At 69.6% G+C, this 25,996-nt stretch carries 25 protein-coding genes and 1 riboswitch; of the genes, 5 read left to right on the top strand and 20 right to left on the bottom strand.

Annotated features, from left to right (window positions below):
• Window positions 1–1,598, top strand: a 1,598-nt coding sequence (locus A8M77_RS08915) for an alkaline phosphatase D family protein (protein WP_143694570.1), incomplete at its 5' end; no start/stop codon positions are given.
• Here the strand turns inward: A8M77_RS08915 and amrS are convergent.
• Both amrS and amrB read right to left on the bottom strand, forming a co-directional pair.
• The gene (gene amrS, locus A8M77_RS08920; RefSeq protein WP_202820613.1) at window positions 1,516–2,190 is read right to left on the bottom strand and encodes an AmmeMemoRadiSam system radical SAM enzyme; all 675 of its coding nucleotides are present in this window, start codon (window positions 2,188–2,190) and stop codon (window positions 1,516–1,518) included. The genes A8M77_RS08915 and amrS overlap by 83 nt on opposite strands.
• Window positions 2,187–3,026, bottom strand: a complete 840-nt coding sequence (gene amrB / locus A8M77_RS08925; RefSeq protein WP_238136762.1) for an AmmeMemoRadiSam system protein B — start codon at window positions 3,024–3,026, stop codon at window positions 2,187–2,189. The genes amrS and amrB overlap by 4 nt, the downstream gene beginning before the upstream one ends.
• Before the next feature lie 33 nt (window positions 3,027–3,059).
• On the opposite strand from amrB, the gene arfB reads away from it, so the two are divergent.
• A complete protein-coding gene (arfB, locus tag A8M77_RS08930) occupies window positions 3,060–3,467 on the top strand; it encodes an alternative ribosome rescue aminoacyl-tRNA hydrolase ArfB (RefSeq protein WP_086921373.1) in 408 nt (135 codons plus the stop codon).
• On the opposite strand, the gene A8M77_RS08935 is transcribed toward arfB, so the two are convergent.
• Window positions 3,436–5,163 (bottom strand): SulP family inorganic anion transporter, encoded by a 1,728-nt coding sequence (locus tag A8M77_RS08935; protein WP_086921209.1) that lies wholly within the window; start codon window positions 5,161–5,163, stop codon window positions 3,436–3,438. The genes arfB and A8M77_RS08935 overlap by 32 nt on opposite strands.
• A gap of 116 nt (window positions 5,164–5,279) precedes the next feature.
• A complete protein-coding gene (locus A8M77_RS08940) occupies window positions 5,280–6,146 on the bottom strand; it encodes an AraC family transcriptional regulator (RefSeq protein WP_238136763.1) in 867 nt (288 codons plus the stop codon).
• An 89-nt stretch (window positions 6,147–6,235) separates the two neighbouring features.
• Between A8M77_RS08940 and A8M77_RS08945 the strand changes: the two genes are divergently transcribed.
• Together A8M77_RS08945 and A8M77_RS08950 are read left to right on the top strand one after the other, a co-directional pair.
• Window positions 6,236–7,477 carry an MFS transporter gene (locus A8M77_RS08945; protein ID WP_192871575.1) on the top strand — a complete coding sequence of 414 codons (1,242 nt, stop codon included), beginning with the start codon at window positions 6,236–6,238 and terminating at the stop codon, window positions 7,475–7,477.
• 10 nt (window positions 7,478–7,487) lie between these two features.
• Complete coding sequence (locus tag A8M77_RS08950; RefSeq protein ID WP_238136764.1) at window positions 7,488–8,240, top strand: sulfite exporter TauE/SafE family protein; 753 nt, start codon at window positions 7,488–7,490, stop codon at window positions 8,238–8,240.
• A gap of 10 nt (window positions 8,241–8,250) precedes the next feature.
• Here A8M77_RS08950 and A8M77_RS08955 read toward each other — a convergent pair whose 3' ends face one another.
• The 15 genes from A8M77_RS08955 to A8M77_RS09025 form a co-directional block, all read right to left on the bottom strand.
• Window positions 8,251–8,919, bottom strand: a complete 669-nt coding sequence (locus tag A8M77_RS08955) for a glutathione S-transferase family protein (protein WP_086921213.1) — start codon at window positions 8,917–8,919, stop codon at window positions 8,251–8,253.
• Window positions 8,920–8,959: 40 nt separating this feature from the next.
• Window positions 8,960–9,472, bottom strand: coding sequence for a 6,7-dimethyl-8-ribityllumazine synthase (locus A8M77_RS08960; RefSeq protein WP_086921214.1), 513 nt, complete (start codon window positions 9,470–9,472; stop codon window positions 8,960–8,962).
• A gap of 88 nt (window positions 9,473–9,560) precedes the next feature.
• Window positions 9,561–9,717, bottom strand: a riboswitch (FMN riboswitch).
• A gap of 107 nt (window positions 9,718–9,824) precedes the next feature.
• Window positions 9,825–10,928: a DNA glycosylase AlkZ-like family protein gene (locus A8M77_RS08965; RefSeq protein WP_086921215.1), complete on the bottom strand. Its 1,104-nt coding sequence runs from the start codon at window positions 10,926–10,928 to the stop codon at window positions 9,825–9,827.
• Window positions 10,929–10,973: 45 nt separating this feature from the next.
• Window positions 10,974–11,852 (bottom strand): sugar phosphate isomerase/epimerase family protein, encoded by an 879-nt coding sequence (locus A8M77_RS08970; protein ID WP_086921216.1) that lies wholly within the window; start codon window positions 11,850–11,852, stop codon window positions 10,974–10,976.
• A 34-nt stretch (window positions 11,853–11,886) separates the two neighbouring features.
• On the bottom strand, window positions 11,887–13,311 hold the full coding sequence (locus A8M77_RS08975) for an enolase C-terminal domain-like protein (RefSeq protein ID WP_086921217.1): 1,425 nt from the start codon (window positions 13,309–13,311) through the stop codon (window positions 11,887–11,889).
• A complete protein-coding gene (locus tag A8M77_RS08980; protein ID WP_086921218.1) occupies window positions 13,304–14,152 on the bottom strand; it encodes a sugar phosphate isomerase/epimerase family protein in 849 nt (282 codons plus the stop codon). The genes A8M77_RS08975 and A8M77_RS08980 overlap by 8 nt, the downstream gene beginning before the upstream one ends.
• A 15-nt stretch (window positions 14,153–14,167) precedes the next feature.
• Window positions 14,168–15,694, bottom strand: coding sequence for a tripartite tricarboxylate transporter permease (locus A8M77_RS08985; RefSeq protein WP_086921219.1), 1,527 nt, complete (start codon window positions 15,692–15,694; stop codon window positions 14,168–14,170).
• A gap of 15 nt (window positions 15,695–15,709) precedes the next feature.
• Window positions 15,710–16,300: a tripartite tricarboxylate transporter TctB family protein gene (locus A8M77_RS08990; RefSeq protein ID WP_158100899.1), complete on the bottom strand. Its 591-nt coding sequence runs from the start codon at window positions 16,298–16,300 to the stop codon at window positions 15,710–15,712.
• Window positions 16,297–17,307, bottom strand: a complete 1,011-nt coding sequence (locus tag A8M77_RS08995) for a Bug family tripartite tricarboxylate transporter substrate binding protein (RefSeq protein ID WP_086921221.1) — start codon at window positions 17,305–17,307, stop codon at window positions 16,297–16,299. Before A8M77_RS08995 ends, A8M77_RS08990 begins: the two co-directional genes overlap by 4 nt.
• Window positions 17,308–17,365: 58 nt before the next feature.
• Complete coding sequence (locus A8M77_RS09000) at window positions 17,366–18,433, bottom strand: dihydrodipicolinate synthase family protein (protein ID WP_086921222.1); 1,068 nt, start codon at window positions 18,431–18,433, stop codon at window positions 17,366–17,368.
• A 4-nt stretch (window positions 18,434–18,437) separates the two neighbouring features.
• The gene (locus A8M77_RS09005) at window positions 18,438–19,460 is read right to left on the bottom strand and encodes an NAD-dependent epimerase/dehydratase family protein (RefSeq protein ID WP_086921223.1); all 1,023 of its coding nucleotides are present in this window, start codon (window positions 19,458–19,460) and stop codon (window positions 18,438–18,440) included.
• A 24-nt stretch (window positions 19,461–19,484) separates the two neighbouring features.
• The gene (locus A8M77_RS09010; RefSeq protein WP_086921224.1) at window positions 19,485–20,672 is read right to left on the bottom strand and encodes a dihydrodipicolinate synthase family protein; all 1,188 of its coding nucleotides are present in this window, start codon (window positions 20,670–20,672) and stop codon (window positions 19,485–19,487) included.
• A 21-nt stretch (window positions 20,673–20,693) separates the two neighbouring features.
• Window positions 20,694–21,857: a Gfo/Idh/MocA family protein gene (locus A8M77_RS09015; protein ID WP_086921225.1), complete on the bottom strand. Its 1,164-nt coding sequence runs from the start codon at window positions 21,855–21,857 to the stop codon at window positions 20,694–20,696.
• Between the two features lie 33 nt (window positions 21,858–21,890).
• The gene (locus tag A8M77_RS09020) at window positions 21,891–22,826 is read right to left on the bottom strand and encodes a tripartite tricarboxylate transporter substrate binding protein (RefSeq protein ID WP_086921374.1); all 936 of its coding nucleotides are present in this window, start codon (window positions 22,824–22,826) and stop codon (window positions 21,891–21,893) included.
• Window positions 22,827–22,993: 167 nt separating this feature from the next.
• Complete coding sequence (locus A8M77_RS09025; RefSeq protein ID WP_086921226.1) at window positions 22,994–23,641, bottom strand: TetR/AcrR family transcriptional regulator; 648 nt, start codon at window positions 23,639–23,641, stop codon at window positions 22,994–22,996.
• Between the two features lie 94 nt (window positions 23,642–23,735).
• On the opposite strand from A8M77_RS09025, the gene A8M77_RS09030 reads away from it, so the two are divergent.
• Window positions 23,736–25,454: a thiamine pyrophosphate-binding protein gene (locus A8M77_RS09030; RefSeq protein ID WP_086921227.1), complete on the top strand. Its 1,719-nt coding sequence runs from the start codon at window positions 23,736–23,738 to the stop codon at window positions 25,452–25,454.
• Window positions 25,455–25,527: 73 nt separating this feature from the next.
• Here A8M77_RS09030 and A8M77_RS09035 read toward each other — a convergent pair whose 3' ends face one another.
• Entirely contained in the window at window positions 25,528–25,944 is a 417-nt protein-coding gene (locus A8M77_RS09035; RefSeq protein ID WP_068675343.1) for an SWIB/MDM2 domain-containing protein, read from the bottom strand.
• Window positions 25,945–25,996: the final 52 nt, after the last annotated feature.

A 25,996-nucleotide genomic window follows, 5' to 3' on the forward strand; every position in this document is an offset into this window, starting at 1 on the left:
GTGGTGGCTTCGGTGGCGGCATCGGCGGGGGCGGCGGCACGCCGCCCGGCGCACCGCCAAGCCAGTTCGCGCACGGCGTCGCGAGCGGCGATCCGATGTCCGACCGGGTCATCATCTGGACCCGCGTCAGCGGCGCCGGCCCCGGCACGCTCAACCTGAGCTGGGAAGTCGCGAGCGACGCGAACTTCGGTGCCATCGTGGCGCGTGGTAATGCGAGCACGGCTTCCGAGCAGGACTTCACCGTGAAGGTGGACGTCACCGGCCTGCAGCCCGCCAGCGTGTACTTCTACCGCTTCTTCGTCGGATCGGAGCCTTCGCCCACCGGCCGCACGAAGACCTTGCCCGTGGGCAGCGTGTCACTGATGCGGCTGGGCGTGATCTCCTGCACCAACTTTCCGGCCGGCTACTTCAACGTCTGCGCGGAGATGGCCAAGCGCACCGACATCGATCTCGTGCTGCACCTGGGCGACTACATCTACGAGTACGGCCCGCTCGGCTTCGCGTCTCAACTGGCCATCGCGCTCGATCGCGAATCGCAGCCGCCGCGCGAACTGTTGACGCTCGATGACTACCGCCGGCGCCACGCGCAGTACCGCACCGACCCCGACCTGGTGACGCTGCACGCGAAGCTGCCGATGATCGCGGTATGGGACGACCACGACGTGGCGGACAACGCCTGGTCCAGTGGTGCGGTCAACCACGACGCGGCCACCGAGGGCAGCTTTGCCGCACGGCGCGCTGCGGCCATCCAGGCCTATCGCGAATGGCTTCCGGTGCGGATGCCCGATCCCGCCGATCCGCTGAAGATCTACCGCTCCTTCGATTTCGGCTCGCTCGCCTCTCTGCACATGCTCGACACCCGGTTGATCGGGCGCGATCAGCAGGTCACTCTCGAGCAGTATCTCGACGGCGCCGCCGACAGCACGTCGCGCCAGCTGCTGGGGTCCGTGCAGTCCGATTGGCTGCTGGCGCGGCTGGCCGCTTCCACGGCCACCTGGCAGGTGCTCGGAAGCCAGGTGCTGATGGCGCGCATGGAAATACCGCTGAGCGTGGCCAGCGCGTTCAACCTCGAGACCGTGAGCGAATTCCTGCTGGCGCAAGCGACGCCGGAATCCTCGCGCAGCGACAGCCAGCGCGCTTTGCTGGCCCAGCGCCGCGTGCCCTACAACCTCGATGCCTGGGATGGCTACCCGGCCGCGCGCGAGACCGTGCTGGCGGCGGCCCGCTCCATGGGCAAGAACCTCGTCTCACTGGCCGGCGACACCCACAACGCGTGGGCCAGCAACCTGACCGATGCGGCGGGTCTGCGCGTCGGCGTGGAGTTCGCGACGCCTTCCGTCAGTTCGCCCGGCTTCGAGATCCTGCTGCCGTTGATCTCGGGCCCCGTGCTGACGGATGCCTTTCCGAAGATGGTGAGGGACCTGCGCTATGCCGAGACCAGCAGGCGTGGCTTCCTGGTCCTGACGCTCACGCCCTCCGAAGCGCGCGCGGATTGGACGGAGGTCAGCACCGCGCTCAGCCGCAGCTACACCGCGCGGCTGGCGGCGAGTCTGCATGCACTGCCGGGCGCGGCCCATCTCGACGTGCTGCCTGTCTAAGCTGCAGCCCGCACCGGGATCCGGCGCCGGCCGAAGCCGCCGTGGAAGTCCATCTTCGCGTAAAACGTGCGGCGCGCCGCGGCGCGGCGTGCATGTAACCCGCGGTCACGGCGACGCTGAAGAGGCCCAGGGCATGGCAGGCATCGGCGGCGTCCATCGCGTACTCGGCGAAGATCACCGGGTCGTTGTAGGTGAAGGCGACGCTCAGGGCCCCGCGTTCGCGCGCCAGGCGGGCGATGCGCTGCGGCGAGGCTTCGTCCATCAGCCGGTCCATCTCGCGGCTCTTCGAGATGTCCCAGTTCTGGCAGAACTTGCAGGCCAGGTTGCAGCCGGCGGTGCCGAAGGAGAGCACGCTGGAGCCGGGGTGGAAATGGTTCAGCGGCTTCTTCTCGATCGGGTCGATGCAGAAGCCCGAGCTGCGGCCGCAGGTCGTGAGCACCATCGCATCGCCGACGCGCCGGCGCACGGAGCACAGGCCGCGCTGGCCCTCGTGCAGGCGGCAGTCGCGCGGGCACAGGTCGCACTGGATGCGGCCGTCGTCCAGCCGGTGCCACCAGCGGCCGGGCCAGGCGGCCTGTTCGTCTTCGCTCATGGCGCGGACGTTTCGAAGGCGATCGAGGCGTAGCCGACCACCTGGTCGCGTGAGCCCGCGGTGTCGCCGGAGTTGCGCAGGTCCAGCAGCCGCGGGCGCAGACCATGACGGGCTGCCGATCGCAACGCGCCGTTGAGTGCAAGGGCACCGCAGGCGTCGCCGCCGGTCAGCGTGCCGTCGAAGGCCAGGATGCGTTCGACCGTGCTGCGGTCGCAGCGTTGCGCTTGTGCGTAGGGAAGGTAGTGCGACAGGTCGGAGCTGATGACGACCAGCGTCTCCTCGCCACCCCACAGGCGCTCCAGCACCTGGGCGACCTCGCCCGGTCCGGCGTCGCCGATCAGCAGCGGCGCCAGCGTGAAGCTCTCGAGCACGGCCTGCAGGAAGGGCAACTGGACCTCCAGCGAATGCTCATGGGCGTGCGGCCGGTCGTCGTGTGCAACCTGGGGCAGCGCCTGGAGGGCCGTGAGCGCATCGCGATCCAGCATCACGCGGCCGAGGGGCGTATCGAAGGCCTCGGCCACCGGCGCGGCCAGGCCGCGCACCGGCATGCGATGGGCCGGACCGAGCAACACCACGCGCCGGATCCGTTGGTGCCAGGGCGCGAGCAAGGCATAGGCACGCCCCGCGACGGCGCCGGAATAGCCGTAGCCAGCGTGGGGCACGACCAGCAGTTTCGGTGGGCGCGCCGTCGCCTCGGCGGCGCCGGATGCGTCGAGGTAGTCTCCGATCTCGCGCGCCAGCTGCAGTGCGTCGTCGGTGTAGAAGATCCCCGCAACGGCTGCGGGGCGGGCATGAAGCGTGGCGCCCAATATGGACTTGGCGCCGGCGCGGGTCAACCCGTGTGCCTGGTCTCAGAATGGCGAATGTCCGTGATGCGTCCGCCCGTCCTCATCGATCCGCTGGAAGTCGAGCTCAGCGCCGTGCGCGCCCAGGGCGCGGGTGGCCAGAACGTGAACAAGGTGTCGAGCGCGGTGCACCTGCGCTACGACATCCCGGCGAGCTCGCTGCCGCAGGAGGTCAAGGAGCGCCTGCTCGCGTCGGGCGACCGCCGCATCACGCAGGAGGGCGTGCTGGTGCTGAAGGCGCAGCGGCATCGCAGCCAGGACATGAACCGCGCCGATGCGCTGGCGCGGCTGCAGGAGCTGGTCGATCGCGTCGCGCTCCCGCCGCTCGTGCGGCGGGCCACCCGGCCCACGCGGGCCTCCGTGAAGCGCCGGCGCGAGGCGAAGCGTCAGCGCTCGGAGGTCAAGAGTCTGCGCAGGCCGGTGCAGGACTGAGCTGGGAAGACGGCTCTTCCTGGCCCGGTGCAGACAGGTTCGCCAGCGCGGCGAGCGCGTCGGCATCGGTGCGGTAGATGGAGAGCATCGGCCCCGGCGCCAGCAGACAGGCGCGTTCCAGCACCTGCTGCGCCGGCAGCTTGAGGCCGCTCAGGTGCAGGCGCACGCCCTTGGATTCCAGCAGCCGGCGGATCGCGCCGAAGACCTCGGCGCCGGTCACGTCGATGCGGTTGATCGGCTGCGCGAACAGGCAGATGTCGGTGAGCCCGGGCCGCATCGCCAGCGCGACGGTGATGGCGCGCTCCAGCGTGCTCGCGGTGGCGAAGTCGAGTTCGGCATCCATGCGCATCGCGTGCAGCTGCGGCGCGAGCGGCGGCAGGTTCCAGAGGTGGCGGTCGCGCAGGCTGCCGTCGGGATGCAGGCCCACCTCGATGATGCGCGGGTGCAGGTGCCGGTACATGTAGTGGCTCAGGCTCATCAGCAGGCCGGCCAGCACGCCCCAGTAGATCGAGGGCGAGGTCACGATGGTGAGGACGAAAGTGACCAGCGCCGTCACCGCCTCCACGCGCGAGATGCGCCAGAGCGAGACGAACTGCCCGGGCCGCACCAGCCCGAGCATGGCGATCACCACGATCGCCGCCAGCACCGCCTGTGGCACGTGGTAGAGCAGCGGCATCGCCCACAGCAGCGCGGCGCCGATCAGCAAGACGCAGAAGATGGTGGCCCATCCGGTCTGCGCGCCCGCGTAGAGGTTGATGGCCGAGCGCGAGAAGGAGGAGCTGGTGGGAAAGGCGCCCGAGAAGCCCGAGGCGATCTTGGCCAGGCCCTGGCCGATCAGGTCCTGGTTCTCGTTCCAGAGCTTGCCGGCGCGTGCGTTGTCCACCTTGGCGCTGGAGGCCGTCTCCAGGAAGCTCACCAGCGTGATCATCAGCGCGGGCAGCAGCAGGGCGCCGAAGGTGCCCAGGGGCTGGGTGCCGGGCCAGTAGAAGGCCGGCAGGCCCGAGGGCAGGGTGCCGACCACGGCCCCGCCGCGCAGCGCATAGCCGATGGCTGCGCTGATGGCCGCGCAGGCGCCCACCACCACCATCGCGGCGGGGAAGCGCGGCCAGCGCTCCTTCGCCACCCACAGCGCCGCGATGCTGCCGAGCCCGAAGGCGATGGCCAGGAAATCGGGCGGCGCGCCGTGCAGCAGCTGGCCGATGCTGCGGCCCGTGAAGCCGAACAGCGCCGGCACCTGCGACAAGATGATCAGCACCGAGGCGGCCTGCGTGAAGCCCATCAGCACCGGCGAATTGACCAGGCGCAGCACCCAGCCGAAGCCGCCGAGCCCGAGGAAGAGCTGGATCGCGCCTGACATGAAGCACAGCCACACCGCCAGCGCCACCCATTCGGCGCTGCCCGGGATCGCGAGCGGGCCCAGCGAGGCAGCCACCAGCAGGCTGGACAGGGCGGTCGGGCCGACCGAGAGCCGGGTCGAGGCGCTGAACAGCACGCCGATGAGGGCGGGCAGGAGCGAAGCGTAGATGCCGGTCACCAGCGGCATGCCGGCGAGTGCCGCATAGGCGACGCCCTGCGGAATCACCATCAGCGCCACCGTGATGCCGGCCAGCGCCTCGCCGGTCAGAAGAGCGCGGCTGGGACGGGGCCAGCCGAGAAAGGGGAGCCAGCGTACGAGCTGGTCGCGGTTCAGGGCCATGCCTTCACCGCAGGGGAGGGTTCGGGGTGCACCCGCCGATGATACGAAAGTGCTGGTTCGCCAGCGCCCGCGCCCAGACCCTGGCGGCGGAGCTACGCACGGCTGGCGTTCGACAGCTAGGACTTCTTCTTGTGCTGAAACGCCGTCGGCGACTGCCCCGTCGCCGCCTTGAACATCGCGCAGAACGCACTGTCTGTCGCATAACCGCTGGCCGAGGCGACCTGGCTCACCGCCATGCCGCGCGCCAGCAAGGGCAGGGCATGGGCCAGCACGGCCTGCTGGCGCCATTGCTGCCAGCTCATGCCGAGCTGGTCGCGGAACAGGCGCGCCACGGTGCGCTCGCTGGCGCCGATGGCTTCCGCCCGCTCGGCCAGGGTGGCGCGCCCGGCCGGGTTGCGCAGCAGGGTCTCGCACAGCTGGCGCAGGCGCTTGTCAGCCGGCAGCGGCACGTCGATACGGATCTGTGTCGCGCGCTCCAGCTCGTCGACCAGGAGCGGCGCGATCCAGCGCTCGCGCTGCGCCGCATGCGGATCGGCCGGCGGCAGGCCGTCGGGCGTGGTGTCCAGCGCCAGCATCAGGGCGCGCAGCAGGGGGCTGATCTCCAGCACCTCGCACTTGTCCCAGGGCGGGCCGAGCCAGCTGTGCAGGTAGACGGTGCGCAGCTCCGCGTCCTCGATCAGCGTGATGCTGTGCGACATGTTGGCCGGCACCCACAGCGCGCGCGAAGGCGGCACGATGTAGCTGCCGTCCTCGGTGCTCAGCCGGATCACGCCGCGGGTCGAGAAGGTCAGCTGCGGCCAGGGATGCGTGTGCAGGTCGACGAAGGTGTCGGCCTTCAGAAAGTGCTCTTTGGCCCGTAGCGGCCGCAGCGCATCGGGCGCATACAGGTGCGGCGTGAGCGGGCCCACGACCTGGGCCGGCGCCGGGACGGGTACCGGTGCGCGCCGCGCAGGGGGAGTGGTCGCAAAAACAGTCGACGGCATGATTTCGACAAATGTTGTCTCTGTATCGCCATTCTGCCGTTGCCGTCCCGACTAGGATCGAGGCCTGCCCCGGTTTCTTGTTGCAATTCATGTCTTCCCCTCCTGTCTCCGCCACCCCGACCACCTTGCGTTCGGACGCCAAGCTGATCGGTCTGGTCGGCCTGGCGCATGCCATCAGCCATTTCAGCCAACTGGTCCTGCCGCCGCTCTTTCCCTGGCTCAAGGATGCCTTCCAGGTCAGCTACACCGAGCTGGGTGCGGTGCTGACTGTCTTCTTCGTCGTCTCCTGCATGGTGCAGGCCGCCTCGGGCTTCGTGGTCGACCGGCTGGGGCCGCGCCCGGTGCTCTTCGTGGGCCTGGGCCTGCTGGCGGTGGCGGCCATCGGCTACGCACTGGCGCAGAGTTACTGGATGCTGCTGGCCAGCGCGGTGGTGGCCGGCGTCGGCAACGGCGTGTTCCACCCGGTCGACTACACGCTGTTCAACCGAAAGGTCGCGCCGACGCGGCTCGGTCATGCCTACAGCGTGCACGGCATCACCGGCAGCCTGGGCTGGGCGCTGGCGCCGGCTTTCGTGGTGCCGCTGGCGATCGCCTTCTCGTGGCGCGTGGCGCTGGCCTCGGCCGGCGTTCTGGCCCTGGTGGTGTTGCTCGTGCTGTGGCTCAACCGCGCCGTGCTGTCGCTGGACGTGAAGGCCGTGCACAAGGCGATGGGCGCGGATGCGGCGGCGGGCGGGGAGTTCGCCTTCCTCAAGATCCCGGCCGTGTGGATGTGCTTCGGTTTCTTCTTCTTCTATGCCATGGCGCTGAGCGTGGTGCAGACCTTCGCGCCGGCCGCGGCCGGGCACCTGCACGCCGTGCCGGTGGCGCTGATCGCGATCTGTCTCACCGTCTACATGGTGGCCAGCGCTGGCGGCATGGTGGTGGGGGGCTTCCTGGCCTCCGATCCCACGCGCTGCGAGCGCATCGTGGGCCTGTCCTTCGGCGCCGCGGCGGTGCTTGCGCTGGTCCTGGCGCTGGCGAGCTTCCCGCCGGTGCTGGTGCCGGTGCTGTTCGGCGCCATGGGATTCGCCTCGGGCATCGCCGGCCCCTCGCGCGACCTGCTGGTCAAGCGGTCGACGCCGGCCAACGCCTCGGGCCGCGTCTATGGCGTGGTCTACGCCGGGCTGGACATCGGCCAGGCGATCGCGCCGCTGATCTTCGGCCGGCTGATGGACCATCACCAGTACGTGAGCGTGATCATCGGCCTGGCCGTGGTGCAGGCGGTGCTGATCGCCAGCGCCTTCAATGTGCGCCGCGTCCGGCGCGAAGCCCTGGTGCCAGCTTCAGCCTGAGCCCGGGTTCTTGGCTTCGTCGCTCTACCTGATCGTCGCGCTCGGCGCGGTCGCGGCCGGGTTCGTGCAGGGCCTGTCCGGATTCGCCTTCAGCATGGTGGCGATGTCCGTCTGGGCCTGGACCGTGGAGCCCAAGCTGGCCGCGGTGCTCGCCACCTTCGGCGGGCTGACCGGCCAGGTGATCGCTGCCGTCACGGTGCGCCGCGGCTTCGACCGGGCGCTGCTGCTGCCTTTCGTGCTGGGTGGCCTCGTGGGCGTTCCGCTGGGTGTGTGGCTGCTCCCGCGGCTGGACGTGCCGCTCTTCAAGGCCTGCCTGGGCGGCCTGCTGGTGATCTGGTGCCCGGCGATGCTGATGGCGCGCAACCTGCCGCGCGTGCGGGCCGGAGGGCGCGTGGCCGATGGCGTCATCGGCCTGATCGGCGGTGTCTGCGGCGGGCTCGGCGGCTTCACCGGCGCCATCCCCACGCTGTGGTGCACGCTGCGCGGGCTGGAGAAGGACCGGCAGCGCTCGGTGATCCAGAACTTCAACCTCTCGATGCTTGCAGTGGCCTTTGCCGTCTACCTCGGCACGGGCCTGGTCGAGCTGCGCATGCTGCCGCTGCTGGGCATCGTCGCGCTGGCGGTGCTGGTGCCGGTGCTGCTCGGCGCGCGCCTCTACATCGGCATCAGCGAGGCGCGCTTCCGCCAGATCGTGCTGGGGCTGCTGACGCTGTCGGGCGTGGCGCTGCTGTCGTCCTCGCTGCCGGTGCTGCTGGCGCGCTGACCGGCCACGGTCAGGGCGCGGGGCCTTCCCAGCCTTCCTCGAAGGGAAAGCGCGCGGCCCAGAAGGCGGCCAGCCGCGGCTCCGCGTCGACGCGGCGCACGACCTCCGCCAGGCGCGGCGCCGCGCCGTAGAAGCGCTTGCGCTGCGGCGTCCAGCGCGACGCGACGGTCACGTAGAGATCGAGCATGCCGATCTGCTCGCCCAGCAGGTACGGCGTGCCGCGCGGCATCTGTGCGTCCATGATCTGCCAGCACTGGGTGATGCGCGCGGCCGTGCGCGCCTTGATCACCGCCTCGGCCTGCGCATCGGCTGCGAGGCGGGAGGGCTCGTCGCGCACCCAGAACATCGAATAGATGGCGGCGGGGATGAAGCTCATCCACCGCAGGTACTGGGCGCGGCGCGGATCGTCGACGGGCGGCGCCAGCCCCGATTCGGGATGGCGGTCGCCCAGCCAGATCAGGATGGCGGCGCTCTCGGTCATCACCTCGCCCGAGGGCAGCACCAGCACGGGCACCTGCCGCATGGCATTCACCGGCAGCAATTTGTTGCGCTCGGCCTCGCCTTCCCAGGGCGCGACGTCGATCACCTCGACGGGCGCGCCGATCAGCGTGAGCGCGGCGTGAACGGGCGTGGCGCCTGACCCGGGGGCGCCGTAGAGGCGGTAGGCATCAGCGTTCATACCCCAAGCCTACACACCGGGCCCGGGCCGCGGCGTCGGATCATGCCGCGAGCAGCGCGTCGACCTGCTGCAGCGCCGCCAGCGTCTTCACGCAGGCCTCCGCCACCTCGGTGCCCTTGACCGCGAAGTGGCGGTGGAAGTACTTGCGGTGCTCCACGTGCTCGTGGAAGTGGTGCGGCGTGAGCACGGCCGAGAACACCGGCACGTCGGTCTCCAGCTGCACCGTCATCAGCGAGTTCACCACCGTGCTGGCGACGAATTCGTGGCGGTAGATGCCGCCGTCCACCACCAGCGCGCAACCGACGATGCCGGCGTAGCGGCCCGAGCGGGCCAGGCGCTTGGCGTGCAGCGGGATCTCGAAGGCGCCTGGCACGTCGAAGACGTCGATGCGATCCAGGGGCACGCCCTGGCGCTGCATCTCCTCGAGGAAGGCGTCGCGCGCCTGGTGGACGATGTCGGAATGCCATTGCGCCTGCACGAAGGCGATGCGCTGGCCGCGCGATCCATCGGATGCGCTGACGGCGGAGAGGGGAAGGTCGTTGATCTGACTCATGGTTTGCCTTTCGAGAAGGGTTGCCTGAATCAGGGCGCACGAGCCCGAAGCCCGGCGCATGCGCGAACGCACCCGCAGGGCGACGAGACCGCGCTCTCTTTCATCCGGACTGTGACCGTCGGCCCCGGGATCTCACCAGGTCTGCTGACCCCGCGGCGCGTTGCACGCTGCGGGCGCTCGCGGGCTCGTGCGAACAGGTCGCCATCACCGCCGGTGGGGAATTGCACCCCGCCCTGAGAACGCTTTGCCGCCGCGCTTTCGCGCGGTGGCCCGGCGATTCTAGGAGCGGCGCGCCCGTCTCGCTGTCCCCCTCGCGCCAGACCTCGCGCAGCGCGGGGGCTTGCGCAGAGCCTTAGCTGCCGCGGCGCTCGCCGTCCAGGAACGCCGCCATGCGCTGCAGCTCCTCGTCCAGCGCCAGGCGGAAGGCCGCATCGCGCGGCTTGGTGTCCGCATAGCCGAACACCGGCTGCAACCGACCGCCCTTGGCCGTCACGTTGGCCCAGCCGATCACGCGCTCGTGCCACAGCAGCGGCAGCGCGTAGTAGCCGAGACGGCGCTTTGGCGCCGGGACGTAGGCCTCGAAGGTGTAGCGCCAGCCCCAGAGCAATTCGAAGCGGCGGCGGTCCCACACCACCGGGTCGAAGGGCGCGAGCAGGCGCACCGCCTCGTCCGGCGCATGGCGGCGGGAGGCTGGGTTCTCGTCGGCGGGCCAGAACCAGGTGGTGCCTTCGATACGGCAGCTGGCGAACCGGTTGGGCGCAAGGCGCAGGGCCGCCTGGGTGTTCTGGGCGAGGTGCGGGGCGCCGTAGCCGAGCAGGCGCACCAGGTAGGTCAGGCTCGAGGCAGGCAGCGGCGCATATTTGCGCACGATCAGGTCGACCAGCGCGGCGGCGCGTGCCGCGCGGCCGGCGGGGCTTTCGTCGCAGGGCGGGTGGGCCGCCACCTCGTAGATCCGCGTTCCGCTGTCGCGCCGCACCACGCGCAGCATGCCGCGGTAGTGCATGCCGTCGAGCAGGTGCGTGGTGGCATTGCTGGAGCCGCCCCAGTAGTTGGTCACGCGGCCGTGCGCGAAATGCGCCTCGACCTCGCGCGGATGCACCTGGCCGTGCTCGCGCACGAAGGCCAGCACCTCGGCGGCCTTGCGCCGCGTCTCGGCATCCCAGGCCTGCCTGGCCTCGCGCGGGTGCATCAGGGCCAGGTGCTCGCGCGGCAGGAAGCCGTAGTTGACCAGACAGTCCTCCTCGATCGGCAGCCTTGTGTAGCGGCGTTCGAGATCGCCCGCGCGGTAGTCCTTGACGCGGTGGCGCAGCGTGAGGTCCTGGGCCCGCGCCGGGGCGCGGATGGGATCGGCCTGCACGAAGCCCAGGCGCCGGATCGCGCCCGGCAGGGTGGTGGGCTTGAAGAGCGTGCGCGCGATGGCGTAGCGGCGCAGGTCATCGAGGGTGGGGGCGGCCATGCTGCGGATTGCAGCACAGCTGGCCGCCGCCCGCAGGCGCGGGGGTCAGACCGCGCTGCGGTGCCGCTCGATGCAGGTGGCCAGCGTCTCCTCGCCGGGCCGCTGCCACCAGTCCAGCGCGGAAAAGATCTCCACCTCGCTGTAGCCGGCGAAGCCCGCCTGCTCGACCCAGCCGCGGATCTTGCGCAGCTCCACTACGCCGTCGCCCATCATCCCGCGGTCGTTCAGGAGGTCGCGCGTGGGGGTGAGCCAGTCGCACACGTGGTAGGCGAGCAGCCGCTCCCGGCCGGCGCGCGCGATCTGCTGCTGGAGCTTCGGGTCCCACCAGACGTGGTAGATGTCGAGCGCCACGCCCAGCATGCCGCTCTTCTGCGGGTCGAGTTCGTCGCACAGGTCCAGCGCCTGTTCCAGCGTGTTGACGCAGGCGCGGTCGGCGGCCTGCATCGGGTGCAGCGGCTCGATCGCCAGCGCCATGCCGACCTTGCGCGCGTATTCCAGCGAGGCGGCGATGCCGTCGCGCACCTCGCCGCGCGCGCGGGCGAGGTCCTTGTAGTGCACCTTGCCTTCAAGTGCGCCGGGCAGGGCGCCGACCACCAGCACCAGGCAGGGGGCATTCAATGTCTTCGCTTCGTCGATGGCGCGGCGGTTGTCTTCCAGCGCGGCCTTCAGGCCGGCGGCGTCCGGCGCGGGGTAGAAGCCCCCGCGGCAGTAGCCGGACAGGCCGATGCCATGGGCGCGCAGTTGCTTTGCGATGCGGGCGAGGCCGACCGCCGCCACCTGGTCGCGCCAGGGGCTGATGGCGCGGATGCCCTGCGCGGCGCACTGGTCGATGAGGCGGTCGAGCGGCACCTCGGCGCCTTGCTGCTTGCGGAGGGTGGCGGTGTTGATGGAGAGCCAGTCGTGGTCTCGGGAGAAATCGCGCATGGGGAAAGAGCAGTTGGAGCAGAAGAAAGAACGATCAGCCGCCCAGCGGCGCCATCGCGTCGAAATCGGGCATCGCTGCGCTGGCGAAACCGGGGCAGTCCAGCGATCCGAGAGCGAGGCGCCCGTCGCGGATGCGCAGGCGCACCGCGCCGTGCGAGCGCTCGTAGAGGTCGCCGTGCGCATCGAGGAAGGCCTGCTGCTCCGCGAGCGGCAGGGCAGCCATGCCATCGACGTAGTGATGGCCGTTGCGCTCGACGTGGGTGATGCCCAGCAGGTTGACCAGCGCCAGGTCCTGCTGCACGGCCAGGCCGGCCTGGGTGGTCAGGTCCTCCGCCGACATGAAGTAGCGCAGTTGCGTCTGCTCGGCGTTCCATGCGGCGCAGCGCGCCGCGTTGAGCAGCGACTTGTAGAAGCCCTTGCAGGTCTTGGAGGACACGCCGGCATAGCCGCGGGCGCGTGCCTGCACGAAGCTGTCGAGCTCGCCGTCGGACTCGTCGATGATCACCGGCTTGCCGATGCTCGCGCTGCGCACGTCGCGCAGGTCACGCTCCAGGGCCACCTTGCGCGCGATCGGCTGTTCGACGAAGAGGATCGATGCATACAGGCGGGCGAGCGCGGGCGTCTCGCGCATGCGCGCCATCAGCTCGGCGATGCCGGCCGCGTCGGCGTACTGCTCGTTGCCGTCGAGCGAAACGAAGTAGGGACCGCCCATGTTGTCGAGCACGGTCTCGATGGCGCCGAGGCGCGCCAGGTCGGCCGCGATGTCGCCGCCCACCTTGAGCTTGAAGTAGCGGTGGCCATAGACACGCACCACCTCCTCGAGCGTTTCCGGCAGGCCATCGGCCACGGGGTCCTTCAGGTCCGCCGCGGTGATCGCGTCCAGCATGCCGACCGTGTGGCGCGCCTCGATGCTCGCGGCCGGGGCCAGGCCGGCCAGGAAGGTGTTCATGTCCAGTCCATCGAATTCCGGCCGGCCCGGGCCGATGCCGGCGGCGTTGCTCCGCACGGCGGCTTGGAAGGGGATCTGCAGCGCGCGGCACAGCGCATCGAGCACGGCGCGGTCGAGCAGTGCGGGGCCGTAGCTGGCCAACAGCGGATTGAAGCCTCGCGCCTCGGCCGCGAGGCGGTGCGCATCGTGGTGTCGCGCAAAGTGGCCGAATGCGGTGGACGGCGCCGCGTCGCTCAGGTAGGCCTCGCGCGCGAGCCTGGTGACGCGGCGCAGTTGATCGAAGTTGTCCTCGTTGCTGAGTGCGAGGTTCTTGTCGAACCACTTGGGCGCCATCAGTTCGGCAGCGGCGCCCCAGGCCCCGGCCCCGTCGGCGAACTCGATGCGCACGCGCGCGAAAGCCTGCGGGCACTCGGTCAGCGTCACCACGCCGAAGCGGAAGGGCAGGCGCAGCACCACCGGGCGCTCGAAGAGGGCGATCTCGCGGATCGCGAAGCGCGAGGCCTCAGTCATGGGTGGCGTCCTCCTCGATTCCGCGCAGGTAGCCGATGGCGCGGGCCGCGGCGCCCATGCCGTCCGGCACGTAGTCGAAGGGTTCCACCGCGACGATGCCGTCGTAGTGGCCGGCGGCCTGCATCTCGCGCAGGGCCGCCAGGATGGGCGCGAAGCGCATGCCGCCCTGGCCGGGGCCGCGGCGGTTGGGGTCGTTGACCTGCACATGGGCGATGTGGCCGGTGGGCATCCAGCGGCGCATGAGCGTGGGAATGTCCTCCAGCTCCACCTGGCCTGCGGCGCTGCAGTCGATCATGGTCCTGAAGGCGGGCGAGTCGATGGTTTGCACCAGCTCGACCGCCTCGGCCACTGTGTTGACGAGATCGGTCTCGACGCGGGAAAGAGGCTCGATGCAGTAGACGATGCCGCATTGCGCGGCGGCCTGTGCCGCGGCCGCCAGGCATGCCCGGGCCCGTTCCAGCGCCGCCTCGCGCGATTCGCCCGGTGGCACGCTGCGCTGGCGCGGCGAGCCGTGCACCAGGTAGCGCCCGCCCATCAGCGCGCAGAGCTCGACCAGGCGCTGCATCACTGCCGTGCTGCGCTGCCGCAGGGCCGCATCGGCGCTCACGATCGACAGGCCGGCCGGCGCCACCAGCAGCCAGTGCAGGCCGCTGATCTCCAGACCGTGGCCCTGGGCCATGCGGCCGAACTCGCGCGCCTGCGCGTCGCTGATCTCCATCGGATCGTCAGCCAGCGTGAAGGGCGCGACCTCCAGCCCGTCGTAGCCCAGTGCCGCTGCGGCGCGGCACTGCCCGGCGAAGGGGAGGTCTTTCAGGACCTCGTTGCAGAGCGCGATCTTCATGGCTTGCGTGCGTCCTCAGGCGCTGCGGCGCCACACCAAGCGCTTGGCGCCGCCCCAGGCCCGGCGCATGCGCTGGTTGACCGCAGGGATGTACATCAGCATGGTCAGCAGTGTGACCGCGGCGAGCACAGCGCAGATGGGCCGCGTGAAGAAGGGCGCGAGGCTGCCGTCCGACAGCACCAGGCCGCGCCGCAGGCTCTTGTCCAGCAGTTCGCCCAGCACCAGGCCAAGCACGAGGGGTGCCATCTCGTAGCCGCGGCGGCGCAGGAAGAAGGCCGCGATGCCGATCACCAGCATGACGTAGACGTCGAACAGCCGCGAGGCGATGGCGAAGGAGCCGACCGTGCACAGCACGAAGATCACCGGCATCAGCACCGTGCGCCGCACGCGCAGCACATAGAGCAGCGGGCGCACCAGGAACAGGCCGAAGATCAGGATGCTGATGGTGGCCAGCGTGGTCATCGCCACCACGTCGTAGACGAACTGCGGCGTCTTGATCATCAGCATGGGGCCGGGCTGGATGCCGTGGATGATCATCGCCGCCATCAGCACCGCGGCCGGCGCCGAGCCCGGGATGCCCAGCGCCAGCGCCGGGATGATGCCGCCCGGAATGGCGGACATGTCGCCGGTCTCGGCGGCCATCAGCCCGTCGATCGAGCCCTTGCCGAACTGCTCGCGCTCGGGGCTCACCGACTTGGCGGCCGCGTAGGACATCCAGGCGCCCGAGTCCTCGCCGATGCCCGGCAGGATGCCCGTGACCACGCCGATCACGCCTGAGCGGATCACGGTGCGCCAATACTGGAACACCTCGCGGAAGCGTGGAAGCACCGAGTCCTTCATCTCCACGATCTTGCGCTCGATCGGGTCGGCCAGCGAGGTCAGCACCTCGGCGAAGCCGAAAGCGCCGATCAGCGCCGGGATCAGCGCGATGCCGCCCGAGAGCTCGTCCCAGCCGAAGGTGAAGCGGTCGTAGGCGTAGAGGCCCTCCTGGCCCACCTGCGCCAGCAGCAGGCCCAGGCAGCCCATCAGCCAGCCCTTGATCGGGTCCTCGCCCACGATGCTGCCCGACATGGCGACGCCGAACAGCGCCAGCCAGAAGAACTCGAAGGCGCCGAAGGACAGCGCGATCTCCGCCAGCGCCGGCGTGAACATCGCCAGGCACAGCACGCCGAACAGGGTGCCGGTGAAGGCGCCGGAGGTCGCGATGCCGATGGCGCGGCCGGCCTCGCCCTTGCGCGCCAGCGCGTAGCCGTCGGCGCAGGACGCGGCGTTGGCCGCGGTGCCGGGGATGTTGAGCAGGATCGCGCTGCGGCTGCCGCCGTAGAGCGTGCCCACGTAGGCGCAGATCAGGATCAGGATGGCGTCGTTGGGCGCCATCTTGATGGTGAGCGTGGTCAAGAGCGCGATGCACAGCGTGGCCGACAGGCCCGGCATGCAGCCCACCAGGATGCCCAGCAGCGCCCCGCCCAGGCCGTACACGATGGACCAGAAATTCAGGAAGCCGAGGTACGAGTGCCCCAGCATCTGGAGACCTTCGAGCATGAAAGTCCCTCCCGTTCAGGGCAGGCGCACCAGGAAGAACTCCTGGAACACGAGCGTGATGACGATGCCGGCGCCCAGCCCCACCGCGAGGGCGAAGGCCAGACCGCGCAGGCGCTGGTTCTTCGCGCCGCGCTCGGCGAACTGCAGCAGGCTGATGGTGACGGTGACGAAGGCCGCGGCCGCCGCCCAGAAGGGCAGGCCATGGCCCACCAGGCCGAGCGCGAAGCCGATGCACAGCGCCAGCACGGTCCACATGCGCTTCGTCTCGGCGCGGTCCGCGGCGGTGCGCAAATGCGGCACGTGGGGGTGCTTGGCCAGCCGGCGCCAGGAGCGCCACAGCATCAGCAGGCCGAAGAAGACGATGGCCCCGCCCAGGAAGCCCGGCAGCAGGCCGGGCACCGTGTAGGGGTTGATGTCCTGCTTCTCCAGCCGGTCCATGCGCAGCGCGCCGAGGGTGGTGGCGATGCCGAACACGATCCAGCCCAGCGCCTGCCAGAGGTCGGCGCGCGGCGAGGTCTTGCGCTCGTGCGCTGCCGCTGCGGCAGCCGCCGCTTCGAGTTCGGCGGCGGTGCCGGCCTGCGTTGGCGTGTGCGCGGCGCTGCTCACGGCCGTGCGATGCCCAGTGTCTCGGGCGAAACCTTGGCCTTGCCGCTGTCGAACAGCAGCCAGGTGTTGGCCTGGATGGCCGGCGTGACGGCGGTCTGGGCCTCGGCGCCGTGCAGCGGCGCGAAGAGGGCGCCGCGGCTGGTCGCGTATTTCTTCAGCACCTCGCTTTTGGAAATGTTGTCGACCCAGATCTTCTCCACCGTCTTCACCACCTCGTCGGGCACGCCCTTGGGAATGAAGATGCCGAAGTAGTTGGCCGGTGCCTTGAAGCCGTCGAGGGTCTTGGACAGCGGCTCGATGGTGCCGTAGCCCTCAAGCTCCAGCGCCTTGTCGCTCACCGTGGCCAGCGGGCGGAGGCGCTTGCCGCGGATCATGTCGGCCTGCTCCACCGCCAGCTGGGTGGTGACCTCGGTCTCGTTGGCCACCGTCGCCACCACGGCGGGGTTGCCGCCGTCGTAGGTGACGTGCCGGTACTTGACGCCGGTGCTCTTGGCGATCAGCTCCATCGCGTTGTGGCCGGCCGAGGTGACGCCGGCGGTGGCCACGCTGATCTGGCCGGGCTTGGCCTTCATGGCGTCCAGCAGGTCCTTGGCGTTCTTGTAGGGCGCGCCGGCGTTGACGCCGATCACCTGCACGTTGGCCACGTTGAGGAATAGGTGCCAGTCGGTGATCCTGGTCTTGAGCATGCCCAGCGTCTCGTAGGAGCCCAGGTCCTGCGCCGCGCCGGCGGTCCAGGTGTAGCCGTCCTTGGGGGCGTCGAGCGCGCTCTTGCTGCCGATGGAGCCGGAGGCGCCGGGCTGGTTCACGATCACCACCTTCTGGCCCAGCGTCTTCTCGATCTCCGCCGCCGTGACCCGCGTCACCTGGTCGGTGGAGCCGCCGGCGGCCCAGGGCACGATGATGGTGACGGGCCGCGAAGGCTTCCAGTCCTGGGCCAGGGCGGGCGAGCCCAGCGCCGCCAATGCGGCTGCCAGGGCGATGCTTCGAATCAGGTGGCGCTTCTGCATGGTGTCTCCTGTGGATGAGTTGGACTGGGAAACGGGATGCGTGAAACAGGACATGGCGCTAGCCGAGCCAGCGCTGGAGGTTGGCGGCGACGAAGTCGTCGTCGTGGAGATCGGGGTAGGCGTCGTGCACGCGCGTCAGCTCGTCGGCCTGGCCGGGGCTCAGGCCTTCCTGCGGGTCCAGGCACCAGATGCCTTCGAGCACGCCTTGGCGCCGCAGCACCTCGTGGCAGCCGGCGATGCAGCCATGGAAGTCGTGGGCAACGTCGAACAGGGCGGCATTGCAGTCGGTGACCTGGGCGTCCAGCGCCAGCAGGTCCATCGGCACGTCGTTGGCAGCGACGGCCCGGTGGATGCACGCGAGCAGCTCGACCGCGCGGCGCGTGCCCACGCTCCAGTGGCCCAGCAGGCCGCCCTGGATGCGCACCCTGACCGGCACCCCCTCGCGCATCAGCACGAAGGGGGCGAGCAGGTCCAGCACGATGTGGTCGTCGTTGCCGGTGTAGAGCGCGATCCGGCCTTCGGCGCCGGCCTCGACCACGCCGCGCACCACGTCCAGCGTGCGGTAGCGGTTGAAGGGCGCCATCTTGATCGCGACCACGTTGTCGATCGCGGCGAAGCGGCGCCAGAAGCTGGCGGGCAGTTGAAGGCCGCCGACGGCGGGCTGCAGGTAGAAGCCGACCAGCGGCATCACCTCGGCGACGGCGCGGCAGTGCGCGATCAGCGCATCCTCGTCGGCGCCCTTGAGCGCCGCCAGGCTCAGCAGGCCGGCGTGGTACCCCAACGTGCGAGCCGTCTCGGCCTCGGCGATGGCCTGCGCGGCCGGGCCGGCCAGGCCGGCGATCATGAAGAGCGGGCGCCGGCCATCCAGCGGCGCCCAGTGCAGGGCCTCGTGCATCGCGAGCTCGAGCACCGGCTTGTAGAGACCCTTCTCGCGGATCGCGAACTGAGTCGAGTGCACGCCCACCGCCAGGCCGCCGGCACCGGCATCGAGGTAGTAGCGGCTCATGGCGCGCTGGCGGCGTTCGTCGAGCCGCCGGTTCGCATCCAGCGCGAGCAGGTGCGCCGGGATCACCGCGCCGCGCCGGAGCAGCGCGAGCGAGGCGGCGGGGATCTGCGTGCGGTGCATGGCTTCAGTACCGGCCGTCGCGCGCTTCGAAGTGCGTGGGCTTGTTCAAGCTGGCCATGCCGCGGCGGACCCAGTCGGCGGTCCAGTCCAGCATGCGCGGGAGGCCGACCTGCTGCGGGCCGAAGAGCTCGAAGGCGCGGCGGCAATCGATCAGCCACGCGGTGTCCGCGGGGCGGCCGGTGAAGACCGGCTCGACACCCAGCCGCTCGGCCAGGCCCTCGGCCGCCTCGCGGATCGAGATGGCGGGGCCGCTCAGGTTGAGCGGCGAGGTCGGCGTGTCGCAATGGGCCAGCGCGCGCAGCGCCCAGTCGTTGGCCTCGCCCTGCCAGATGATGTTGGCGTGGCCCATGGCCAGGTCGATGGGCTGGTGTGCGACCAGCTTCTGCGCCAGGTCGTGCAGCACGCCATAGCGCATGTCGATCGCGTAGGAGAGGCGGATCAGCCGCCCCGGCGTGCCGTGCAGGTGCGAGAAGTGCTGGAACAGGCGCTCTCGCGCGACGCAGGAGTTCGCGTACTCGCCGGGCGGCGGCGTGGGCGGCACCTGCTCGCCCGCGCCCGGTCCGCGCACGTCGGCGAAGGGGTACACGCAGGCGGTGGAGAAGGCGACGATGCGCGAGTTCCGGTAGCGCTCGGCCACCAGCGCCGGCACATGGGCATTCATGGCCCAGGTCAGCCATTCGCTGCCCGAGGAGCCGAATTTGCGTCCGGCCATGAAGACCACGTTGGGCGCGTCGGGGAGGGCGGCGAGCGCTTCGCGCGCCAGCAGGTCGGCTTCGATGCAGTGGATGCCCTGGGCCTCGAGCCGGGCGCGCAGGCCCGGCTCGGAAAAGCGGGCCACACCGATCACGCGGCGGTCCGGGCCGGCCCGCTTTGCCATGCGCGCCAGCGTGGGGCCCATCTTGCCGCCTACGCCCAGCACCAGGATGTCGCCCGGGGCCCGCGCCAGTGACTGCACGAGCGCCTCGGAGGGCCGCGACATGAGCTCTTCGAGCTGGTCCAGGTCTTCGATGCGATCGGGCAACTGCATGGGCGATTCCCGTGGGATGGTGCTTCAGCCTTCGACGCCGTGCAGCGCGAGCAGCGTCTTCATGCGTTGCACGGCCAGCTCCGGCTGCTCCAGCAGGTTGGCGCCGTCGGCCAGGCGGAACAGCTCGGCCAGGTGCTGCAATGAACGCGTGCTCTGCTGCCCGCCCACCATCGTGAAGTGCTTCTGGTGGCCGTTCAGCCAGGCCATGAACACCACCCCTGTCTTGTAGAAGCGCGTGGGCGCCGCAAAGATGTGGCGCGACAGGGGTACCGTCGGGCCGAGGATGGCGTGGAACTTGTCCACGTTGTCCTGCGCCAGTTCGCCCAGCGCGGCGCTGGCGGCCGGCGCGATCGCGTCGAAGATGCCCAGCAGCGCATCGCTCTTCCCGTGCGTGGGCTCCTTGCCGACGCCGTCGCCGGCGATCAGCTCCGCGTAGTTGAAGTCGTCGCCGGTGTACATGCGCACGCCGGGCGGCAGGCGGCGGCGCATCGCGATCTCCTTGTCCTTGTCCAGCAGGGAGATCTTGATGCCGTCGACCTTGTGCGGGTGCGCGGCGATGATGCCGAGGGCCGTGTCCATGGCGGCATCGATGTTCTTGGTGCCCCAGTAGCCTGCCAAGGCGGGGTCGAACATGTCGCCGAGCCAGTGAAGGATGACTGGTTGCTGGGCCTGGCGGAGGATGCGGTCGTAGACCCGCTCGTAGTCCGCCGGGCTCTTCGCGACGTGCGCGAGCGCGCGGCTCGCCATCACGATCAGCTTGCCGCCCAGGGCCTCGATGGCCGCCATCTGTTCTTCGTAGGCGCGGATGACGTGGTCGACATCCTTCACGTCGATCAGGCTCAGGTGGTCCGTGCCGCAGCCCGAGGCCACGAAAGCGCCCGGGGTGTCCTTGGCTGCGTCCAGCGAGCGGCGGATCAATTCCAGCGAGGTCGGCCAGTCCAGGCCCATGCCGCGCTGGGCCGTGTCCATGGCCTCGGCCACCCCGAGTCCCAGCGACCAGAGGTGGCGCCGATAGTCGATGGTGGCGTCCCAGTCCACCGCGCATTGCAGCCACGGGTCGATTGCGGCCAGCGGGTCGGCCACGACGTGCGCAGCGGAGTAGGCGATGCGGTTGAACTTCACGCCCGCCGGTGGCCTGACCGGGGTCGATCCGCGCAGCGCGTAGGGGGCGAGGCCTCCGGCAGCGGTGGGAAGGGTCAGAGACAGCGCCATGGCGGGTTCGTTCACAGCTTGTCAGACCTTCAGCGCCGGCACGTCGATCCAGCGCCGCTCCTGCCAGGAGGCCAGCGCCGCCTCCACCAGCTGCACGCCCTTGGCGCCTTCCGGCAGCGTCCATTTGTACGGCGCGTTCTCCACCACGTGGCGGATGAAATGCTCCCACTGCAGCTTGAAGCCGTTGTCGTAGACCTGCGAGTCCGGGATCTCCTGCCACTGGTCGAAGAAGTTCATCGTCTGCTTCTCGTCCGGGTTCCACACCGGACGCGGCGTGGCGACGCGAGACTGGGCACGGCAGGACGACAGCCCGGCCACCGCCGAGCCGTCCGTCCCGTCCACGTGGAAGGTCACCAGGTCGTCGCGCCGCACGCGCGTGACCCAGCTCATGTTCAGCTGCGCGATCACCGGCTCGCCGTTGTGGCCCGTCAGCTCGCAGGTGGCGTAGGCCGCATCGTCGGCGGTCGCCGCGTAGGGCTTGCCGGCTTCGTCCCAGCGCGTGGGGATGTGCGTGGTGCCGAGGCACGACACGGACTTCACCTCGCCGAACAGGTTGTCCAGTACATAGCGCCAGTGGCACATCATGTCCAGGATCATCCCGCCGCCATCTTCCTTGCGGTAGTTCCACGAAGGCCGCTGGATCGGCTGCAGGTCGCCTTCGAACACCCAGTAGCCGAACTCCAGGCGCACCGACAGCATGCGGCCGAAGAAGCCGGCGCGGCGCAGCATGTCCAGCTTGCGCAGGCCGGGCAGGAAGAGTTTGTCCTGCACGGCGCCGTGCTTGAGGCCCGAGCCTTGGGCAAGACGCGCGATCTCCACCGCCTCGTTGAGGTTGGTGGCGATCGGCTTCTCGCAGTAGACGTGCTTGCCCGCGCGGATCGCCTTGGCCAGCAGGGTGGGGCGCATCTGGGTGGTGCCGGCGTCGAAGAAGACCGTGTCGTCCGGGTTGGCCAGCGCCGCGTCGAGGTCGGTGCCCCAGCGCTCGATGCCATGGGCCTTGGCCAGCGCCTCGATCTTCTCGGCGTTGCGCCCGATCAGGATCGGGTCGGGCATCACCCGGTCGCCGTTGGAGAGGGTGACGCCGCCCTGGGCGCGGATGGCGCAGATGGAGCGGATGAGGTGCTGGTTCATGCCCATGCGTCCGGTGACGCCGTGCATGATGAGTCCGAGTCGTTGGGTGGCCATGTCAGAAGGTCAGGAGAAAGGGCGGGTTGCGGGTCATTGCGGCGTGAGGCCGGCGGCTTTCACCAGCTTGGCGTTGCTGGCGATCTCTTCCTTGATGTAGGCGTCGAACTGCTCGGGCTTGAGCGTCCAGGCATCGGCGCCGAGCTTGAGGAAGCGTTCCTTGACTTCGGGGCTGGCGAGTGCCTTGACCACCTCGTCATGCAGGCGATTGACGACATCGCGCGGTGTCTTGGCCGGCGCCATCATTCCGATCCAGAAGTTGAATTCCGAGCCGGGCACGCCGGCCTCCGCGGTGGTGGGCACCTCCGGCAGCGCCGCGGCGCGCTTGGGCGAGCCCACGGCCAGGGCCAGCAACTGGCCGTCCTTGATCTGGCCGATCACCGGCGCGATGGGCGAGAAGTAGTAGTCGACGCGGCCGGCCAGCACCTCGGTCACCGCCTCGGCCGAGCCCTTGAAGGGGATGTTGGTGGCGTCGATGTTGGCCGCCATCTTGAACTTCTCGGCGTTCAGGTGCGTGGCGCTGCCCTGGCCGGCCGAGGCGAAGTTGACGGTGCCGGGCTTGGCCTTGGCGGTGGCCACCAGGTCTTTGAGCGTCTTGATGTTCTTCGAGGGTGAGATCACCAGCGCGTTCGGCAGCGAGGAGATCGGCGTGACGCCGGCGAAGTCCCCCACCGTGTCGAAGGGCAGCTTGGCGAAGGTCGACGGGCTGACCGTGTGCGACGACGAGTGGATCATGATCGTGTAGCCGTCCGGCGCCGCCGTGGCCACGGCCTGCTGGCCGATGGTGCCGCTGGCGCCGCCGCGGTTGTCGATCACCAGTGTCTGGCCCATGCTGGTGCCCATCTTGTCGGCGATGGCGCGGGCAATGATGTCGGTGGTGCTGCCGGCGGCGAAGGGCACGATCACGCGGATCGGCTTGTTGGGGTAGGCACCCTGCGCGCCGGCCCCCAGCGAAGTGCAGAGGGCCATGGCGGCGATGAGGGCGTGGCGGCGGGTGGTGCTTGGCACGTGAGTGTCTCCTGAGGGTGAGCTTCGATGTCGCGACTGCAACTCATCAATTCACCAATAAGTGAATTATCGATTCTAGGAATGCACTCGCGGGCGCGTCAACGGCCCGGCCCTAGGAGATACCCGTATCAGTGCAGGACGTAGCCCAGGACCAGGTCGGTCATGTGCGACAGGCGCTGCGCCATCGCCTTGGGTGCGCGCAGGTCGCGGCCGAAGATGGCCGAGAGCGTGTCGTTGTTCGACAGGTAGAAGTAGCAGAGCGCGGCGATGGAGATGTAGAGCTGCACCGGGTCAATGCCGGCGCGGAAGAGCTTGTCGCGGCGGCCGCGCTCGAGCACGCCGTCGAGCAGTTGGACCAGCGGCGAGTTCATTTCCTGGATGCGCTCGGAGCGCTTGAGGTGCGTGGCGCGGTGCAGGTTCTCGCTGTTGAGCAGCGTGATGAACTCGGGATGATCGAGGTAGTAGTGCCAGGTGAAGGAGATCAGGCGGCGGATGGCTTCCACCGGCTCGACCTCGTCCAGGTGCAGCTGCTGCTCGGCCTCGCGGATGTCGGCGTAGGTGCGCTCCAGGACGGCCAGGAACAGGTCGTCCTTGCTGCCGAAGTAGTAGTAGATCAGGCGCTTGTTGAGCCCGGCACGCTCGGCGATGCTGTCCATGCGCGCGCCGGCCAGGCCGCGCTGCGCGAACTCGTCGCGGGCCGAGGCGAGGATCGCGAGCTGGGAACGGTCGGCGTCGCGCGAGCGCGGCTCGATGACCGCGGAGGGTGGGGCTTTCATGAGGCGGAATTTAACCAGTTGGGGAATTAACGCAAGCGTTCCGGGGGTGTGCGGATAATCGCCGCTTCCGATATTGCAGCAGAGGCATCCGTCCATGAGTTCGTCCCAACCCGCAGGCCATCTGATCGTCGAGTGCCTCATCGAACAGGGGGTGGAGCTGGCCTTCGGCGTGCCGGGCGAGAGCTTTCTCGCGGTGCTCGACGGCTTTCATGCCTATGGGGACCGCATCCGCTTCATCGTCAACCGGCAGGAGGGCGGGGCCGCCTTCATGGCCGAGGCGCACGGCAAGCTCAGCGGGCGTCCGGGCATCTGCTTCGTGACGCGCGGGCCCGGGGCGACCAATGCCTCGATCGGCGTGCACAACGCCTTCCAGGACTCGACGCCGATGGTGCTGTTCGTCGGCGATGTCGGCAGCGACTTCCGCGACCGTGAGGCCTTCCAGGAAGTCGACTACGCCAGCTTCTTCGGGCCCAGCACCAAGGGCTTCGCCAAGCGCGTGGAGCGCATCGACGATGCCGATCGCATTCCCGAATACGTGGCGCGCGCCTTCTCCACCGCGATGAACGGACGCCCCGGCCCGGTGGTGCTGGTGCTGCCGGAGGACATGCTTCGCCGTGCCACCTCGGCGCGCCCGCTGGCGCGCGTGGAGGCGGTGCAGCCCTGGAGCGATCCGGGCGCATTGCGCACCCTGCGCGAGCTGCTGGTGAGGGCGCAGCGGCCGCTGGTGATCGCCGGCGGCGGCGGCTGGACCGTGCAGGCGGCGCAGGCGCTGCAGCGCTTCGCCGAGAGCTGGAAGTTGCCGGTGGCGAACGCCTTCCGCTTTCAGGACACCTTCGACAACCATCATCCGCAGTACGCCGGCGATGTGGGCATCGCGATCAATCCGAAGCTGGCCGAGCATGTGCGGCAGAGCGACCTGGTGCTGGCCATCGGGCCGCGGCTGGGCGAGATGACGACCGGCGGCTACACGTTGCTCGAGGCACCGAGGTCGAAGCAGACGCTGGTCCACATCCATGCCAGCGCGGAGGAGCTCAACCGCGTCTACCAGGCCGACCTGGCCATCAATGCCGGCATGAGTGCGGCGGCGCGCAGCCTGGAGGTGCTGAGCCCGCCGGCGGAATTGCCCTGGGAGGCATGGACGGCGCAACTGCATGCCGACTACCTCGCCAACCTGGAGCCGCAGGCGTTGGCCGGGCTGCCCGCCGAAACGCCGCGTGGCGTGGTCGACATGGCGGCCGTCGTGCGCTGCCTGCAGCAGCACCTGCCCGAGGACGCGGCCATCACCAACGGCGCGGGCAACTTCGCGAGCTGGGTGCATCGCTACTTCCGCTATCACGGCCTCGTGAAGGGGCACAAGACGCAGCTCGCGCCCACCAGCGGTGCCATGGGCTACGGGGTGCCGGCCGGCATCGCGGCGAACCTCGCGACCGGCCGCATCGCCTTCACGATCGCGGGCGACGGGGACTTCCTGATGAACGGGCAGGAACTCGCCACGGCCTCGCAGCACGGCGGCAAGAGCATCATCGTGCTGCTCAACAACGGCATGTTCGGCACCATTCGCATGCATCAGGAGCGCGAGTACCCGGCCAAGGTGAGCGGCACGGCGCTGGCCAATCCCGACTTCTGCGCGCTGGCCCGGGCCTATGGCTACGCGGCCGAGCGCGTGACCGAGACGGCGCAGTTCGAGGCGGCGCTGCTGCGTGCGCTGGCCGCCGAGACGGGCACGCTGATCGAGATTCCGCTGGACCCCGAGGTGATCACCACGCGCGGCACGCTGTCGGCCATCACGAAGGCGGCGCAGGCGCGCGGCTGAGCACTGCGTCCAAATCCAAGAAAAAAGCCGGCTCGCGCCGGCTTTTTGATGGAAGCGCCCAAGGCGCCTCGGCTTACTTGACGTGCTTGCCGATCAGCGAGGCCAGTTCGAACATCGACACTTGCGGCTTGCCGAAGATTTCCTTCAGCTTGGCGTCGGCATTGATGTTGCGCTTGTTGGCCTTGTCCTGCAGGTTGTTCTTCTTGATGTAGTCCCACAGCTTGCTCACGACGGCGGTGCGCGGCAGAGGCGTCGAACCCACGACGGCGGCGAGCGCCGGGCTGGGGGTCAGGGCCTTCATGAACGCGGCGTTGGGCGTGCGCTTCTTGGCGGGAGCCTTCTTCGCAGCAGCCTTCTTGGCCGGAGCAGCCTTCTTGGCGGGTGCGGCCTTCTTCGCCGGAGCAGCCTTCTTGGCCGGAGCGGCCTTCTTCGCGGGAGCAGCCTTCTTTGCCGGCGCTTTCTTGGCCGGAGCCTTCTTTGCAGTTGCCATGGTTGATTTCCTTTTTTGGATTGGTCACTCTTCACCAATGAAAACGCTGTCT

The organism is Variovorax sp. JS1663 (genome assembly GCF_002157355.1).
GTDB lineage: Bacteria > Pseudomonadota > Gammaproteobacteria > Burkholderiales > Burkholderiaceae_C > Variovorax.

Excerpts from the sequence above, each read along its gene's own strand:
- A8M77_RS09000 (WP_086921222.1), bottom strand. The coding sequence starts at position 18,433 with ATGCACCGCACGCAGATCCCCGCCGCCTCGCTCGCGCTGCTCCGGCGC.
- A8M77_RS08955 (WP_086921213.1), bottom strand. The coding sequence starts at position 8,919 with ATGAACGCTGATGCCTACCGCCTCTACGGCGCCCCCGGGTCAGGCGCC.
- A8M77_RS09015 (WP_086921225.1), bottom strand. The coding sequence starts at position 21,857 with ATGGCCACCCAACGACTCGGACTCATCATGCACGGCGTCACCGGACGC.
- A8M77_RS08980 (WP_086921218.1), bottom strand. The coding sequence starts at position 14,152 with ATGAAGATCGCGCTCTGCAACGAGGTCCTGAAAGACCTCCCCTTCGCC.
- A8M77_RS08985 (WP_086921219.1), bottom strand. The coding sequence starts at position 15,694 with ATGCTCGAAGGTCTCCAGATGCTGGGGCACTCGTACCTCGGCTTCCTG.
- A8M77_RS09035 (WP_068675343.1), bottom strand. The coding sequence starts at position 25,944 with ATGGCAACTGCAAAGAAGGCTCCGGCCAAGAAAGCGCCGGCAAAGAAG.
- A8M77_RS09030 (WP_086921227.1), top strand. The coding sequence starts at position 23,736 with ATGAGTTCGTCCCAACCCGCAGGCCATCTGATCGTCGAGTGCCTCATC.
- amrS (WP_202820613.1), bottom strand. The coding sequence starts at position 2,190 with ATGAGCGAAGACGAACAGGCCGCCTGGCCCGGCCGCTGGTGGCACCGG.
- A8M77_RS08935 (WP_086921209.1), bottom strand. The coding sequence starts at position 5,163 with ATGGCCCTGAACCGCGACCAGCTCGTACGCTGGCTCCCCTTTCTCGGC.
- A8M77_RS08965 (WP_086921215.1), bottom strand. The coding sequence starts at position 10,928 with ATGGCCGCCCCCACCCTCGATGACCTGCGCCGCTACGCCATCGCGCGC.
- A8M77_RS09005 (WP_086921223.1), bottom strand. The coding sequence starts at position 19,460 with ATGCAGTTGCCCGATCGCATCGAAGACCTGGACCAGCTCGAAGAGCTC.
- A8M77_RS09020 (WP_086921374.1), bottom strand. The coding sequence starts at position 22,826 with ATGGCCCTCTGCACTTCGCTGGGGGCCGGCGCGCAGGGTGCCTACCCC.
- A8M77_RS08995 (WP_086921221.1), bottom strand. The coding sequence starts at position 17,307 with ATGCAGAAGCGCCACCTGATTCGAAGCATCGCCCTGGCAGCCGCATTG.
- A8M77_RS08940 (WP_238136763.1), bottom strand. The coding sequence starts at position 6,146 with ATGCCGTCGACTGTTTTTGCGACCACTCCCCCTGCGCGGCGCGCACCG.
- A8M77_RS08945 (WP_192871575.1), top strand. The coding sequence starts at position 6,236 with ATGTCTTCCCCTCCTGTCTCCGCCACCCCGACCACCTTGCGTTCGGAC.
- A8M77_RS08975 (WP_086921217.1), bottom strand. The coding sequence starts at position 13,311 with ATGACTGAGGCCTCGCGCTTCGCGATCCGCGAGATCGCCCTCTTCGAG.
- A8M77_RS09025 (WP_086921226.1), bottom strand. The coding sequence starts at position 23,641 with ATGAAAGCCCCACCCTCCGCGGTCATCGAGCCGCGCTCGCGCGACGCC.
- A8M77_RS08970 (WP_086921216.1), bottom strand. The coding sequence starts at position 11,852 with ATGCGCGATTTCTCCCGAGACCACGACTGGCTCTCCATCAACACCGCC.
- A8M77_RS09010 (WP_086921224.1), bottom strand. The coding sequence starts at position 20,672 with ATGGCGCTGTCTCTGACCCTTCCCACCGCTGCCGGAGGCCTCGCCCCC.
- A8M77_RS08960 (WP_086921214.1), bottom strand. The coding sequence starts at position 9,472 with ATGAGTCAGATCAACGACCTTCCCCTCTCCGCCGTCAGCGCATCCGAT.